Annotated in this window: 14 protein-coding genes; 5 read left to right on the forward strand and 9 right to left on the reverse strand. The window is 48.9% G+C overall.

The genetic code is table 11. The features are described 5' to 3' along the window. Window positions 1-205: 205 nt before the first annotated feature. The 3 genes from nhaD to CIK88_RS07325 form a co-directional block, all read right to left on the reverse strand. Window positions 206-1,537 (reverse strand): sodium:proton antiporter NhaD, encoded by a 1,332-nt coding sequence (gene nhaD / locus CIK88_RS07315; RefSeq protein WP_094435521.1) that lies wholly within the window; start codon window positions 1,535-1,537, stop codon window positions 206-208. 162 nt (window positions 1,538-1,699) lie between these two features. Further along, window positions 1,700-4,360 carry a glycosyl hydrolase gene (locus CIK88_RS07320; RefSeq protein WP_094435523.1) on the reverse strand — a complete coding sequence of 887 codons (2,661 nt, stop codon included), beginning with the start codon at window positions 4,358-4,360 and terminating at the stop codon, window positions 1,700-1,702. A gap of 46 nt (window positions 4,361-4,406) precedes the next feature. Next, window positions 4,407-5,555, reverse strand: a complete 1,149-nt coding sequence (locus CIK88_RS07325) for a glycoside hydrolase family 88 protein (RefSeq protein WP_094435525.1) — start codon at window positions 5,553-5,555, stop codon at window positions 4,407-4,409. 155 nt (window positions 5,556-5,710) lie between these two features. Between CIK88_RS07325 and frr the strand changes: the two genes are divergently transcribed. Together frr and rsgA are read left to right on the forward strand one after the other, a co-directional pair. Further along, complete coding sequence (frr, locus tag CIK88_RS07330) at window positions 5,711-6,271, forward strand: ribosome recycling factor (protein WP_094390439.1); 561 nt, start codon at window positions 5,711-5,713, stop codon at window positions 6,269-6,271. A gap of 4 nt (window positions 6,272-6,275) precedes the next feature. Further along, on the forward strand, window positions 6,276-7,211 hold the full coding sequence (gene rsgA / locus CIK88_RS07335; RefSeq protein WP_094390438.1) for a ribosome small subunit-dependent GTPase A: 936 nt from the start codon (window positions 6,276-6,278) through the stop codon (window positions 7,209-7,211). Between the two features lie 226 nt (window positions 7,212-7,437). Here the strand turns inward: rsgA and CIK88_RS07340 are convergent, their stop codons facing one another. From CIK88_RS07340 to CIK88_RS07365, 6 genes are all read right to left on the reverse strand, one after another. Beyond that, the gene (locus CIK88_RS07340; protein WP_094390437.1) at window positions 7,438-8,310 is read right to left on the reverse strand and encodes an aldose 1-epimerase family protein; all 873 of its coding nucleotides are present in this window, start codon (window positions 8,308-8,310) and stop codon (window positions 7,438-7,440) included. A gap of 202 nt (window positions 8,311-8,512) precedes the next feature. Beyond that, window positions 8,513-9,526 (reverse strand): M48 family metallopeptidase, encoded by a 1,014-nt coding sequence (locus tag CIK88_RS07345; RefSeq protein ID WP_094435527.1) that lies wholly within the window; start codon window positions 9,524-9,526, stop codon window positions 8,513-8,515. Between the two features lie 9 nt (window positions 9,527-9,535). Beyond that, window positions 9,536-10,099 (reverse strand): LemA family protein, encoded by a 564-nt coding sequence (locus tag CIK88_RS07350; protein ID WP_094435529.1) that lies wholly within the window; start codon window positions 10,097-10,099, stop codon window positions 9,536-9,538. A 274-nt stretch (window positions 10,100-10,373) separates the two neighbouring features. Continuing rightward, window positions 10,374-10,805 (reverse strand): lytic transglycosylase domain-containing protein, encoded by a 432-nt coding sequence (locus CIK88_RS07355; RefSeq protein WP_094390256.1) that lies wholly within the window; start codon window positions 10,803-10,805, stop codon window positions 10,374-10,376. A gap of 219 nt (window positions 10,806-11,024) precedes the next feature. Beyond that, the gene (locus tag CIK88_RS07360) at window positions 11,025-12,410 is read right to left on the reverse strand and encodes an aminopeptidase C (protein WP_094390257.1); all 1,386 of its coding nucleotides are present in this window, start codon (window positions 12,408-12,410) and stop codon (window positions 11,025-11,027) included. Window positions 12,411-12,442: 32 nt separating this feature from the next. Then, the gene (locus tag CIK88_RS07365; RefSeq protein ID WP_094435792.1) at window positions 12,443-13,354 is read right to left on the reverse strand and encodes a M48 family metallopeptidase; all 912 of its coding nucleotides are present in this window, start codon (window positions 13,352-13,354) and stop codon (window positions 12,443-12,445) included. Window positions 13,355-13,652: 298 nt separating this feature from the next. Here CIK88_RS07365 and trpS point away from each other — a divergent pair, with 298 nt between their 5' ends. From trpS to CIK88_RS07380, 3 genes are all read left to right on the forward strand, one after another. Then, the gene (trpS, locus tag CIK88_RS07370; protein WP_094390258.1) at window positions 13,653-14,738 is read left to right on the forward strand and encodes a tryptophan--tRNA ligase; all 1,086 of its coding nucleotides are present in this window, start codon (window positions 13,653-13,655) and stop codon (window positions 14,736-14,738) included. An 84-nt stretch (window positions 14,739-14,822) separates the two neighbouring features. Next, on the forward strand, window positions 14,823-15,287 hold the full coding sequence (locus CIK88_RS07375) for an NfeD family protein (protein WP_094435531.1): 465 nt from the start codon (window positions 14,823-14,825) through the stop codon (window positions 15,285-15,287). Between the two features lie 12 nt (window positions 15,288-15,299). Beyond that, the gene (locus CIK88_RS07380) at window positions 15,300-16,262 is read left to right on the forward strand and encodes an SPFH domain-containing protein (RefSeq protein WP_094390260.1); all 963 of its coding nucleotides are present in this window, start codon (window positions 15,300-15,302) and stop codon (window positions 16,260-16,262) included. The last annotated feature ends 16 nt before the right edge of the window (window positions 16,263-16,278 follow it).

Here is a 16,278-nt window from a genome sequence, read left to right on the forward strand (position 1 = left end):
TGGTCGAAACACGTAAATATAAAGTCATCGACCACCACTTAAAGCATTGCGCAATAGCGCATTATGCCTCAGCGGTGGTCGAGTGGTCGAATATTTTTGAAAATCATAAATAAACCTCATCAGACGCTGCACCACATTGGCTACAGCAACTGATGAGGAATCATCCAACATCAGCATTGGACAGTGTGGACTTATGGGCTGGAAGTTATGCCAGCAATGCCTGTTGCAACCAATAGGTCACAATGCCTGCAAGATAGCCGACGAAGGCAATCCACGTGATGCGCTTCAAGTACCAACCAAAAGTGATTTTCTCTAAGCCCATGACAACAACACCGGCTGCAGAACCGATGATGAGCATCGAACCGCCTACTCCGGCACAGTAGGCGAGCAACTGCCAGAATAAGCCGTCGATGGCCATGGCACCTGTCTCGGCTACGGGATACATACCCATACAGCCTGCTACCAGGGGCACGTTATCGACTATGCTGGAGAGGACACCGATGATGCCGTTGATGACATAGTAGTTGCCGACAAAGACTTCGTTGAGTCCGGTGCCCAAGGCGGTGAGGACGCCGATCTCCTGCAGCACGGCTACTGCCATGAGGATGCCGAGGAAGAACATGATGGTGGAGAGGTCGATGCGCGACAGGAGGTCGCTGACGCGCTTTGCCATAGTGTCGTCTTCGCTAGTATTGTGATGGAAGATCTCGGTCACGGTCCACAGTACGCCGAGCACGAGGAGGATGCCCATGAACGGAGGAAGATGGGTGATGCTCTTGAAGATGGGCACAAAGACCAAACCGCCTACGCCGAGCCAGAAGATGATGTTGCGTTGCACCTTGGTGAACTGGCTGATTTCGGCGGTGACGAGGTTCTGCTCTTTATCAAACTTTCCACTCAACGAATATTGCAGGATGAAGGCGGGCACCAACATCGATACCAACGAGGGGATGAAGATTTCAGTAAGGATGCCCTGAGTGGTGATCACTCCCTTGATCCACAGCATAATGGTGGTGACGTCGCCAATGGGCGAGAATGCGCCTCCTGAGTTGGCGGAGATAATGATCAATGCGGCATAGATGAGACGCTCTTCACGCGACTGTACCAGTTTGCGGAGTACCATGATCATGACGATGGAGGTGGTGAGGTTGTCGAGGATGGCAGAGAGGAAGAAGGTGGCAATAGCCACACGCCACAGGAGTTTGCGCTTGGAGCGTGTCTTCATGATGTCGCGCACAAAATTGAATCCGCCGTTGCTATCGACTATCTCTACGATGGTCATGGCGCCCATTAGGAAGAAGAGGGTGCCTGCGGCATCGCCCAGATGGTGCTCGATCACTTCGGAGATGTGGTGGAGTACGCCGTCAGAGGCTACATCGGGATAGTATGCTCCAGGTGATACCATCAGCAGGGTCCAGCAGACCACACACATGAGCAGCGCAATGGCTGCCTTGTTGATTTTCGTCAGACTTTCAAGGGTTATACAGAGGTAGCCTGCAACAAAGGCGACGATGATGAACATTGTAATTGTACTCATTTTGATGTAATATTTATTGTTATTTATTCAAGTTTCGCAACTGAGGGAATTGATTGAAGTTAAAGAAGTTATCACTCCCTACGGTCGTTCGGGAAGTTAAGAGACAATAGCCTTTTGCCGTAAGACGTAGGACATTTGTCCCTTAACTTCTCTCTAACTTCCCTAACTTCCCTTAACTTCCCACATGCGATAGTTCAATTTTTTATTGTTTGTTGCGCCAACAGAAGGCCAGGCGGAGGGTGTTTGGGGATAGAAGTGCAACAGGGGTGCGCCCTGCAGTCCGCTGCGCATCAGCTGCCATCCGTCATAGCGTGTCTTCTTATAGTTGATATCCACGAAGTTGATTTCCTTGAATTTTCGCCATTCCACACCACGTCTATCGAGATCGCGTATGCGGTTGGCTGGCAGATTGGTCACTTCGATGCGCAGGGTGTTCTTGCCCTTGCGCAAGGCGTCGCGGCAGTCGAGCTGGAAGGGTGCTGCCCATGCACAGCCGATGAACTTGCCGTTGATATATACGCGTGCCGACTCATAGACTTTGCCCAGCGAGATGATGCAGGCCTGGGCGGCTTGCTTTCTGGTCAGGCAGAAGGCGGTCTCATAGACTCCAGTGCCCATGGTCACAGAGGCGGATTCGCCAAGCGTCTCCCAGGTCTGCGGAGTCGGCATGGTGTAGGTTTCGCTGACGCGTGGCGTCTCGTCGATGAACGACAGGGTCCAGGGGCCGTCCAGCGGCAGGGTCTCTGTCTCTAATGTCATACCGTATTGGCCTGTTGACAGGGGACGGTCGGCAGCTGTTCCTGTTTGCAGGATGATGCTCTCTCCCGACTGAAGACAGACGACAGGAGCATCGGCAACCATAGGCAGACGGTTCACGTCGCCCGTCATGGGATTGTAGCAGACGATGTGTTGCGTAGGTACGGAGAGACATGCTGCGTTTAAGCAACAGTCGCGGGGCGAGAGATTGACAACGAAATAGATGTAGCCGTCGTCTGTCTTTCTTCTGATCATACGCACACCGGGATTCATTCGCCATGGTTCGGGTTTGGCAAGATGCGCCATCGCCTGTCGGTCTTCACCATAAATAATATAAGGTGTGAGGTTCTGTAACAGGCTCTGAAGTCTGTCGTCAACGGTGGTACCTGTGGGGATGATGATTCCCCTGTAGCGTGTGCCGCCAGGGGTGACGAGCTGTCCGCCATCGACCTTGACCTGTGCCAGTTGGCGGTCGCTGATATAGTCGCAATCGTAGCCGAGGCTGTCGATGCGGAGGATGCTCCGGATAAACTGCGGACATTTCTCGTCCATGGTATGGATGTCGAACTGCATGAGGAGGTCTTCCCCGCCACTGCGGTCTTTGCTCTCCGACTTAGCATCATCATTGCGAGGACCGCGGATGCGCCACATGTCATGGACGGGCAGATAGACCAGGAAATCATTGTCGGGCTGTCCCATTTGCAGGAACGACTGGCAGCGTTCGATATACTGCATCAAGAAAGGGGCATCGCGCCAAATGCTGTTGGTGGGACTCATATCGACCGATGCATAGAATTTCCATCCGGGCCATGGATCATGCTCCGGGGTGTAGCAACTGCCATGAAAGAAGATGTGGTTGATGCCGCAGGAGAACATCAGGTCGATGTCAGGCTTCATCTGCGACAAGGAGGTGCGGAAGTGTTCGGTCAACCAAGTGAGCGTCTCGCTGCTGGTCAGCGGCTTTCCCATCACATGTGCTGCCGACGATGCGTATTTCAGCATCGACACATCGCTGTAGTTCCTGAGGGTCATGCCGGGGTCTCTGCGCAGTCCGCGGATGCCAAACTCGGAGCGTCCGAAACCTTCTATCTCTGGTATATCTACGGCGGCATAAAGATCGAGCAGATTGGCAGGAGAACCGTGTGCTTGGTTTCTCACCGATACCCCATTGCGGTGTGCCCAAGCCACCCACTGCTGGGTGAAGTTCTCATAGAGCAGGTCGCTCAACGTCTCACGATAGTCGTGGAGCGCCTTATTACCGTCACCACCGTCAAGAAGTTCGGGCAGATGGTCGCGCAAGTCGTAGCCACGGCGTTTGAGAAATTCGTCGAAGAGCGAAGGGGTCCAGTTGGCCTTATACACCTCATAGGAGTCGTTGAAGAAGGTATGGGGATAAGGAGTCTTGGTGTATTCAAACGCTTGGGTGAACCTATTGAGATAATGTGCCACCGCCTGACGGTCAAAATGGTCGATGACGAGTCCTTCACCACCGGGTGCAGCGCGTTTCACCTTCTGACGCGTGCGTGAGGCATAGACGCTGATGACGCGCCACTGGCGTGGTTGACTGGTGGGATATACTCTGGTGCATTGCCATTGGGCATAGGGGCGCTCCTTGGCAGGCACTGCCAGTCGGTGCTGGTCGGACGGGCGCTTGTCGGAGGTGATCATGCTGTCAACGAACACGGCCTTGCAGGCTGCCTCGTCTATCGTGACCTCAGGACCTCCGAAGGGCCATCCTGTTCCGCAGTTCATATCTACCTCGATATGATGGGCGGCGGCAATCTGCTGCACATCGCGCAATGCCGCCATCCACTGCGGAGAGAGAAATGGGAGTTCATGGGCTTCGTTGCCCTTCACACCATAGAGCGGTGTGATTTCCACTGCCCCAATGCCCACACGGGCATACTCGCCAAGGTTCCATTCCAGTCCCTGGTGGTCAACGGCAGATCCCAGCCACCACCATCGGGTGCCTGGACGTGCTTCGGGTTTGGGTGAAGGCCATGTCTGTGCGGTCGTGCCAATGGCAGTCATCATGGCGATCAGCAGTAGGATATATTTTGTTTTCATTGTTTCACACCTTAATCATATACATCGTTCATATCACAAACGGGTTTTATTCGTCCCTGGTGATCATGCGGTAATACTCCACTCCGCCAAGAAGGAAGCATCCGGTGCCGTAGTCTTCAAAATCGGGTACGCGGTCGTAACTCAAAGGCTGACCGGCAGAAGGATCTTTGCCCGTGCCTTGCATCCATCCGAGGAAGCCGTCCTTGTGAACCGCCTGTTGCACCATCCCCTGCCATGCCCGACGGCATGCCGGCTCATATTTACGTTCGTCAAGGAGTCCCTGGCGTATGCCCCATGCCATGCCATAGAGGAAAAGCGCAGTACCGCTTGTTTCGGGCATGGCATAATGGGTGGACACCAGACTGGGATTCCAAAAGCCATCCTCACGCTGACAGTTGAGCAAGGCGCGGCTCATGGCCAGGAAATCTTTTTTCAGTTCCTTATAGACCTTGTCTTTCGGCGACACCTGTTGCATGCAGCGCACCAATGCGGCATAGACCCATCCGTTGCCTCTCGACCAATAGCAGGGTTTACCATCCGGCTCATGATAGGGCGCCACATAGTCGGCATCGCGCCACCACAATCCGTCTTTGGCATTGAAGAGTCCGCCTGCCAGCATGTTTCTGCTCCAACGATACATCATCATGGCATGTTGCTGGTAACGTTGATCGTGGGTGATGGCTGTCATCTGGAAATAGAGCGGCATGGCCATCTGAATAGCATCAATCCATGTCCACCAGCCATAGAGCGCATTGTTGGCTTTAGGATTGTAGGTTTTCATCTGCAGGTCGAGATTCTCTCTCACCTTACTGATCTTCTCATCGCCTCCAACCTGCAGATAGCGCATCAGGTAGGTCTGACCGCAACACTGGTCGTCGGCATTGCACGTGGTCACACCATAGCGGGGAGTCCACTGATGGGACGCTGCCCAGCGGTCGGTATAGTCGGCATAGCGCGCATCGGGATCTATCTCGTAGAGCGCCATCAGTCCTTCATAATATACGGCACGGGTCCATAGATTGCTCGTGCGGCTGCGTTTCACCATAGTAGGCAACGTCGGGTCGGCATAGCGTCCCATGAAATAGTTGTTGACGCGACGCAAAACCTGCATTGTTTCTGCTTTTTCGCAGGTACGGGACTGTGCGGCAGTCAGTGCCAGGAAGACACAGACCACCCCTGTGGTACATCGTTTCATTCTCATGTTAAATTGGTTTTATCAGTAGTTTTGTTTGTTTTCAAGGTTCAAAGGTACGACATTATAATCGAAATACAAAATTTTATTTCCTATATTGTTTGTCATTTCGGAATTTCTCCGTATCTTTGTCGAAACAAACGATAACAGTATATAATATGATAGACGTTAAGCAGACATTATCCGCAGCCGAAGAGCGCATGGAGATGGCAACCATGTTTCTAGAAGAAGAACTGAGCCGCGTGCGTGCCGGTCGCGCCAACGTCGCCATCCTCGATGGCGTGCGTGTAGAATCCTATGGTTCGAAAGTACCCTTGAACCAAGTAGCTAACATCTCTACACCCGATGCCCGCACCATAGCTATCAAGCCTTGGGACAAAAAGCAGATTCGCGAAATAGAGAAAGCCATCATGGACTCGGATGTGGGCATCACACCAGAGAACAACGGTGAAATCATCCGTCTGGGTATCCCACAGCCTACCGAAGAGCGTCGTCGCGACTTGGTGAAGCAGTGTAACAAGATTGCTGAAAGAGCCAAGGTGGAAGTGCGCAACGTGCGTGCCGACATCAAAGACAAACTGAAGAAGGCTATCAAAGACGGACTCTCAGAAGACCTGGAGAAGGATGCCGAGAACGACTTGCAGAAATTGCACGACAAGTTCATCAAAAAGCTCGACGACTTGATGGAGGCCAAGAACAAGGAAATCATGACAGTATAAGCCCGTGAAAGGACTCGTCATAAAAAACACCGGCAGTTGGTACACCGTTCTTACGGACGATGGACCAACTGTTGACTGTAAAATCAAAGGGAATTTCCGACTACGGGGGATTCGCTCCACCAATCCGGTGGCGGTGGGTGACCGCGTGGAAATCATCACCAATCAGGAAGGCACTGCCTTCATCACCGAGATTGAAGACCGACGCAACTATATCATCCGCAAGTCTATCAATCTCTCCAAACAAAGCCACATCCTCGCTGCCAATGTGGATCAGGCTCTACTGGTCATTACCGTGGCACGACCGGAGACAAGCACTACCTTCATCGACCGTTTCCTGGCTTCGGCAGAGGCCTATCGGGTGCCTGTGATATTGACATTCAACAAGACCGACACCTTGGCTGACGATGAACTGCATTACCAGCAGATGATGATCAGCCTCTATGAAACTGTGGGCTATGAGTGTCATGCCATTTCGGCTGCAACAGGTGACGGGGTAGCTGCACTAACCGAAAAGCTCACTGGAAAGATTACCCTGCTCAGCGGCAACAGCGGCGTAGGAAAATCAACCCTCATCAACTGCATCCTTCCGGATGTCAATCTGCGCACAGCAGAAATCAGCGATGCACACAACACGGGTATGCACACCACTACCTTCAGCGAGATGCTCCGTCTGCCCGATCAGAGCGGTTGGCTTATCGACACACCGGGCATCAAAGGGTTCGGCACCTTCGACATGGAGCGCAAAGAGCTCACCAGTTATTTCAAAGAAATCTTCGAGTACTCCAAACAGTGTCGATTCAGCGACTGCACACATACCCATGAGCCGGGATGTGCCGTTATCAAGGCGGTAGAGGATCACTACATTGCGCAAAGCCGTTATCAGAGTTATCTCTCTATGCTTGACGATAAGGATGAGAATCGCTATCGCGAAGCCTTCTGACTCCACTCGCTATCGAGAAGCCTTCTGCCCCCACTCGCTTACAGACAAACACCAGATGACACCTATCGAAGCACGATATTCCAATGGAGTGTCGTGTTTTTAAGGTTTTAGAGTACTGACTAACGACTTGGTTCTTTGGGATGAAGCAGGCATGCATACCCCAAAAAGCATCAGTCGCTGCAACCCAGAGGCTACAGCGACTGACGGTATATTGAAATATCACATTTTACTCACCTATTGTAATGGTGTATTGTGACATGAATGAAGCACCGGGCTGCAGATGGTTCATTAAGACTTTGTCCTTAAATTCACCTTCCCATCCGCGTGGGTCACCCAATCCATACCATGGTTCAAGACATACAAACGGGGCTTTTTTCTGATAGGGACTCCAGAAAGCCATCACCGGACATTTGTAGTCGAGCGTTACAGCAGGACGACCGTCGGTGTCGAGCAAAGACACACGATGGGTCTGGCAACGATGGAACTTAACGGAGTCGTCCTTGAAATATTCATCGTTGAAACGAATCACACCTTGATCGGTCTCTGCAGGAATCTCTGTCATCTCATGACTACCATCGGCAAAACTCTTCAGATTGGTCATCGGCTGAGCGTTGTCCAATACAAGGGTACCTTTCAGTTCGTCGCCTTTCTTCATGCCTGGCACATTGAAAGCTGGATGACCGCCAATCTGGAAATGGATCTCCTGGGTGTCAGTATTCTCCACATGCCAAGTCACAACAACCTTGTTGCCATCAAGACGATAGCTGATGGCGAGATTGAAATGATAGGGATAGACCTTCAGGGTCTCTTCACTGTCATGAAGGGCATACGTCACGCGGTCTTTGGATTGTCTCACCAGCGTAAACTCGGTATCACGGGCAAATCCATGACGTGGCAAATGATATTGCTTGCCATCAACGGTATAGGTATCGTTGTTGACGCTGCAAACAATAGGAAACAGTATGGGTGAATGTCTCGGCCAGAAATCAGGATCTGCCTGCCAGAGGTATTCTCTTCCGTTGTTGTCTGTGATGCTTTGGAGTTCGGCTCCCAGCGGTGCCACCTTGATGGCTATCCGTTCGTTTTTAAGTTCTACCATATTGTTGTTATTTGTTTTAGATATGTTTCATTATTCGTTTGGAATGACGAAAGTAGCAAAAACTTTTGATATTGACAAACTTTCTGTAAGTCTTTTAGTGTAAATTAACGAAACAACAACCGCAGCGTAGGACGTCACAAAGGACAATCTCTACACTGCGGTTGTAACCGATAACCGATGGTTCGGCGGGAAGATTCCGCTATCAGAACTGTTCGAGCAATCGGATTCGTTCTTCGGTGCTGGGGTGTGTGGCAAAGAGGCCGTTAATCATACTCATCACACTCTGTGCGTGACGACGGGGATGGATAATGAAGAGTTGGGCTACATCTTCACGCTCCACACGTCCGAGGCCTGGATTATTGGAAATTTTACGCAAGGCGGAAGCCAAGGCCAGGGGATTCTGGCACAGTTCGGCACCACCGGCATCTGCCATAAACTCACGTTTGCGCGAAATGGCAAAACGGGTCAGCAGTACAAAGACATAGGCAATGGCTGAGCAAAGCAGGCCGATGAGCAGCACGATGATGACGGAGAGTCCGCTGTTCTTATTGTCGTCGTCACTACTTACATGACGGTTGCCGCCGCCAAACCAGAATATGTTTTGTATGACATGCATCACCATGCTCATCACAGCCGATACTATACCTACGAAGATGATGCTCGTGATAAGCAAGCGGGTATCATGGTTGCGGATATGGGTCAGTTCGTGACCTATCACACCAGCCAGTTCCTCGTCGTTGAGTACCTTCAGCAGTCCGGTGGTGACGGTGACCGTATAGCTCTTGCGGTCGATACCGCTGGCAAAGGCATTGAGCTGCGGATCGTCAACCACACACACTTTTGGCATGTCCATACCTCCTGCAATACAGAGGTTTTCCACAATATTATATACCCGCGGATTCTCCCTGCGCTCTAAAGGGCGTGCGCCTGTGGCTTGTCTGACCATGGACGAGTTGAAGCAATAGGCAATGAGAAACCATACGGCCACACCGCCAATGACCCAAGGAATGGTTTGTAGGAAATAGTCGTTGACTACTGCTGCATCGAAGACATTGACCATATTGCCATATTCGTCATAATAATATGTGCCGAAATAGCTGACCAATGCCAGAAAGATCCATACCATCCCTAAAAGAATGGCGGGAAACAGCAAGAGCAACAAGAGGGTATAAAAATTGTTGCGCTGGATTTGTGTCTGAATACCAACGTATCTCATCGTTCTCACTTAGAATTTGATTTCGGGAGCTTTCTCAAACTGCACACGCTGTTCCTGGGGTACTTCAAACATGGGTTCAGCATGGAAGCCAAACATGCCGGCGATGATATTGCCTGGGAATGTCTGTACGGCATTGTTGAGTTCACGAGTGGCTGAGTTGAAATAACGGCGTGATGCTGCTAGTTTGTTCTCGATATCCGAAATCTCACCTTGCAGTTGCAGGAAGTTCTGATTGGCCTTAAGGTCAGGATAAGCCTCAAGGGAAACTTTCAAACCTGACAAAGCGGCAGAGAGCTGGTTGTCTGCCTGTACCTTGTCGTTGATGGTCTGTGCGCCCATGGCAGCAGAACGGGCTTCGGTTACACGCTGCAGGAGTTCCTTCTCGTGGGTTGCATATCCCTTAACCGTTGCCACGAGTTGCGGTATGAGGTCAAATCGTTGTTTGAGTTGTACATCGATATTGGCAAAGGCGTTGATACGGTTGTTACGCAGTTTCACGAGATTGTTGTAGAAGAAGATAAGAATCAATGCAATTCCTACCACTGCCAAGATAATAACAAGTGTTGTACTCATAGTTTTTTCTATTAATCTATTAAATGAATATAATTCTTTTCTATTATAGACATCAAAGATACTGCCAAAGTTGCAGATTGACAAAAAAATTAAGCTTTGTTTACATCTTTACTGATAATTTATAGGAGATACAGCAAATTTATATAGGAGAAAGATGGGAGGTACATGGGACCTTCGTATTCCAAAGAGAGAAAACGGAAAAATCCGACTGGCAGTTTCCTTTACGAGGAGAAATCTGTCAATCGGATTCTGTAGAGTGACTTTAAATAATAGTCTAATTCATCTGGCGCAACACTTTCTCATAATAGTTTTGAGTGGCTCGCTTCGAGTAGTTGTGACCTCCATTCCATGCACGAATGGCATACTCCACGTTGTTTGCCTTGTTGTAGAACGACTGTATGAGAAGAAACATCTCTTTCGATTTCTTTGCATTGAATCGGTCGTTCATTGTGTAGCGCTTTTTGCTCTGCCTCATCTGCAGGATGCGATTGCATTCCTTAACGCAGATAGGTGTAATCTGCATGATGCCGCACGACTTACCACTTACGGCTTTAGGATTACCTTGACTTTCTACCTGAATAATCGCGCTGATAACAGGAGTCCAGTCAAACGAGCGTTCATTGTTCTTCGTTCCTGCCGAAGCATTGATGGAACAGGCCATCATGATGGCCAATGTAATCAATACATTTCTAGCAATCTTTGTCATAAATAATCCTGTTAAGCATGACCGTCTCACCACGAGACATTCAACCGTCACACTATTGTTAACGGGCACAAAGGTACGACTATTTTTTGGAACTACCAAACTTTACTCCGAAATGAGACGTTGATTATCAATTAATTAACATAAATCAACTGCTATTCACAGATGGAAATGCATAAAAAAAGGGGGCTTTCGCCCCCAATTATGCATGTTAACAAATCATCAATTATCCTGCTGAAAGAGTGGATCTTCTGGCATCACCATGATGGGTTTCTGATTATAGTCTTTCAGGAGTTTCTCGCTCACATATTTCTTATTGACTACGAGTCGGAACATGTATTCGCGGAACCATCTGTCGGTCATAATGAGGCATCCTTTCTGTCCCCAATCACCTCCCCAGGAGTTTTCAACTTTCCACTTTGTGGCCTTTCCGTTGGCATCAAGATCCACGGCAGTAAGTGTCATGGCATGGGTAGAGCCACTGTCGAATGTGGAAATGCGCTGGGCTTTGTCCATGGTGAATGAAGTACCGAAGAGAGAGGCATAGTCGAAATTCTCTGTATCGGCATAGCCACGTTTGCGGTCAAGTTGCTTGCCTACATCATAGCTGGAATAGAGCTTACGACCGTCTTTGAGCGATGCTACTGCGAGCTGTTCTATCTCATCCATAGGCAAGTTGAGGTACTTCCAGTTGTGCCCATCATAGGTATGGCGGTCGTATTCCACCTCATAGGTCTTATAATAAGGACGACGCGGATCGTTCATCACCATGATAAAAGTGCCATTGATAGGTCCACCAACCACTTCCTCTGCGAATGTCTTTGGAGTATAGTGTTTAACAGGAGTCTTTGCTCGTCCGTCCTTGCCTTTGAAAGCATAGTCAAACTCCTTGACGGGTTCACCAAGTGTAAGGGCAAGGATATTGTAGATTTCAGAAAGGGCGGTTACCTTAGCTTTCTGCACATCGGCTGTTTTCTTGCCATCTGCTACCATCTGGCGCAGTTTCAAACCATGTTCACGCAGTTTGGACTTGACGATAGAGGCCATCTTTGCCGTATTTTCTGCCGAGAAGCTTTCAGGTTGAACACTACTGGGCACAAGGCCGTACTTTTCTACCAAGTCTGCCACACCACAGAATGTTCCTCCGTCATTGATAGGACTTTGGAAGAAGAACTGGACGCGCTGGTCTTCAAATGGTTTCTTCGCATGATCTATCACGCCTTGAAGCATCAAGTTTGCCTTTTCAAGCTGGTCGTAGAAGAACAGATAGTTTTGCGAGAGCGAAACGGTCAACGAGTCTGTGCGTTTGGCAAAATTGCCACGCAGCACATTGAATCCGCTAAACATCCAACATCTTCCACTTGACTTTTGATTGGTGATAGACTGACTGGGTGTCTCCACACTAAAATAGGTATCGAAGGCTCCTGCATTGGCTTTGTTGACAGCCAAGCCGTCGATAGAATTGACAGCTACTGCATTTTGCAGCGCACGACTGGCAGGATTTGCCTGATGTTGCTTTTCAAATTGCTGCATCATCTGCGGAGAGATACCACCGGCATTTTGCGCCTCGGCATTGATGACGAGTAACATGGCTGCGGTTGTTGCCATTGCTGATTTGACGAAGTGTCGAGTAGTTATTTTCATTTGTGTCTTGCTTTTTTGGTTATTGATTTCTTTTTTTGCGTAGTAGTATTCTTCTTTTTGGTTTGCACAGTATTTTTCTTGTTTGTGGAAACAACAGCTTGGGGCTTATAATACTTCATAGCCTCAGGCATCCAGGCCTGTATCTGTGCTATACGTGTGGCATCGGTAGGGTGAGTGCTGAGCCATGATTTCGAGCCTCCACCAGTAGCTTGCGACATGCGTTTCCAAAAATCCACAGCTTTCTGTGGATCATAGCCTGCCATGGCTGCAAAGATAATACCGAGATGGTCGGCCTCACTCTCGTGGTTGCGCGAATATTTCGCACTTGCTCCCTTGGCTCCAAGTCCGAAAACCGTTCCGGCTATATTCTGCAGTCCGCTACTGGCACCTGCACCTTGCATCAAAACGCTGAGGGCTTGTGCGCCATATTGTTGTCTGATGAGCGTACTCATCTGCTCGGCAGAGTGCTTGGCCACCGCATGGGCTATTTCATGTCCGAGAACTATCGCAAGCGAAGTCTCGTCTTGAGTGACAGGCAACAGTCCTTCATAGACCACAATCTTACCACCGGGCATACAGAAAGCATTAACCTGCTTGTCTTGTACGAGATTGAACTCCCACTTGTAGTTGGCAACCTCACTGGAAAGGCCGTTGGCGTTGAGATAAGCCACAACGGCATTTGCAAGGTTCTGCCCCACTCGCTTCACCATGTTGGTATTTGCCACATTCGTGGAAGGTTTGGCGGTTTTCATGTATTCCGCATACTGTTGATTACTGAGGCTGAGCACTTTTTCGTCGCTCACCATCATGTGTTGTTTTCGTCCTGTGATAGGTACCGTCGTGGTGGTTCCACAACTGGCCAGTACGGCTACGGCAACTATCAAAACAATCAATTTAGCTTTATTCATTTTTTGTATTCTTAGTATCTTCTTTCTTATAGACATTAAATTGATATCAAATGCAAAGATACTACTTTTTTTGTACTTTAGCTATTTACAAAGGAAAAACATCATAATATTTACATAAAAAGCACTTCAAAAACCATTATTATACTACTAAAACAGCACGATCCCTACGGGGAAATATTACAGCGTATCAAAAACGCATAAATACGCATACCTATAAAATAAAATAGGGAATGAGACCGTATTTGTTGCATGATTCAGAAAAAAGCTGTACCTTTGTGCTGAAATTCAGAAAACTATTATGGGAAAGATTATTCTGACGGGCGACCGTCCTACAGGAAAACTGCACTTAGGCCATTACATTGGCTCGCTGCGCAGACGTGTTGAACTGCAAAATGCCGGAGGCTACGACAAGATGTTCGTATTCATGGCAGATGTTCAGGCACTGACAGACAATGCTGACAATCCAGAGAAAATCAGACAAAATATCATCGAGGTGGCCCTTGACTACCTTTCAGCAGGACTCGACCCTGAGAAATGCACCTTGTTTATCCAAAGTCAAATACCAGAACTGGCAGAATTGACCACCTACCTGATGAATCTCATCAGCGTAAGTCGCGTACAGCGCAACCCAACTGTGAAGACAGAAATCAAGATGCGCAACTTCGAGGCAAACATTCCCCTCGGATTCTTCTGCTATCCTGTCAGCCAAGCAGCAGATATCACGCTCTTCAAAGCTACTACCGTTCCTGCCGGAGAAGACCAGGAACCCATGTTGGAAGTGACTCGCGAATTGGTGCGTCGCTTCAACCAGACTTATGCACCGGTACTGGTAGAACCAGAAATCATGTTGCCCGAAAACGCAACAGCACGTCGTCTGCCCGGCACCGATGGTAAAGAGAAAATGTCGAAATCACTTGGAAACTGCATCTACCTCAGCGACTCTGCTGCTGATGTATGGAAGAAGGTGAAGAAGATGTCTAACGGAGAGCCACGTATGAGCTTGGACGAACCGGGACATCTTGAAGGAAATGCTGTTTTCACCTACCTCGAAGCTTTCAGTAGCGATGAAGACTTTGCTGAGTTCTGGCCAGAATTCAAGACTCTTGAAGAACTCAAGGCACAATATGTGAAAGGTGGTATCGGCGACGGAACAACCAAAAAGTTCCTCAACAATGTGCTCAATAAATTTATGGAGCCCATCCGCCAACGTCGTCATGAATTCGAGCAGGATATTCCTGAGATCTACAATATTCTGAAAAAGGGTACTGAAAAGGCGCGCGAGACAGCAGCTCAGACCATGTGTGAGGTACGTTCTGCCATGCAGATCAACTACTTCGACGATACCGAACTCATCCGTCAGCAGTCAGAACGTTTCAAGGGTTAAGGACTCTGATAGGCCGAGACTATAGCCGACACAAAACAGACACCAAAGAGATTATAATACAGCAACATAAAAAACGATTGGGTTATGGCAGATTACATCATGAACAACGTATGGCAGGTATGGGCCATCGCGGCCGTTATTTGTCTCATACTCGAATTATCGTCTGGTGATTTCTTTATCATCTGTTTCTCCATAGGAGCTGTGGCGTCGGCTATCGGAGCTGCAATAGGATTGAACATCTATTGGCAATTGGCAATCTTTGCAGCAGTAGCGTTGGCCAGCATCTTCTTTGTGCGCCCGATAGCATTACGCTATCTGCACAAGAACGAGCCCAACCGTCCTAGCAATGCCGATGCACTTATCGGACGAATAGGACGTGTCACAGAAACCATCAAGACGGGAGGCTCCGGAAGAGTTGCCATTGACGGTGATGTATGGAAAGCTGTCAGCAATAGCGCCACCGACATCACAGCAGGATCTACCGTAAAGGTTACGGATCGGAAAAGCACCATCATCCAAGTGGAATCAACAACAAGTATAAACGAATAAAACCAAGACATTATGGAAGCATCTTTTTTCACCTATGTGCTCATCGCCATCATCATCTGCGTAGTAGTATTCGCCAAGATGGCGCTGGTTATCATTCCACAGTCGGAAACAAAAATCATCGAACGTCTCGGTCGTTACTATGCGACACTCAAACCAGGCATCAACGTTATCATACCATTCATTGACCGTGCCAAAGCCATCGTCGTGCTGACACGTGGACGCTATGCCTACTCTGACAATATTGACCTCCGTGAACAGGTTTATGATTTCCCATCACAGAACGTAATTACGAAAGATAACATCCAGATGGAGATCAACGCGCTACTCTACTTCCAGATTGTTGATCCCTTCAAGGCTGTCTATGAAATATCAAACCTGCCCAACGCTATCGAGAAACTCACACAGACCACACTCCGTAATATCATTGGTGAACTGGAACTGGACGAGACACTCACCTCACGCGACACAATCAATACCAAGCTTCGCGCCGTACTCGACGATGCCACCGACAAATGGGGTGTAAAAGTCAATCGCGTAGAACTCCAAGACATCACACCACCAACAAGTGTGCTCAATGCCATGGAGAAACAGATGCAGGCAGAACGAAACAAACGTGCACAGATTCTGACTTCAGAGGGTGAAAAAGCTGCGGAGATTCTTGCATCAGAAGGTGAGAAAACCGCTATGGTGAACCGTGCCGAAGCACAGAAGCAGCAAGCCATTCTCCATGCAGAAGGTGAAGCACAGGCACGCATCCGCAAAGCAGAAGCAGAAGCAAAGGCCATCGAACTTATCACCGAAGCCGTAGGAAAGAGCACTAACCCTGCCAACTATCTGTTGGCACAGAAATATATCCAAATGATGCAAGAGCTGGCAAATGGCGACAAGACCAAGACTGTCTATCTGCCATACGAAGCCACAAATCTCCTGGGAAGCATAGGAGGTATAAAGGACTTGTTTAAGACCACAGAATAACCAACACCTTAATATA

This window comes from Prevotella sp. P5-50, from assembly GCF_002251295.1.
GTDB lineage: Bacteria > Bacteroidota > Bacteroidia > Bacteroidales > Bacteroidaceae > Prevotella.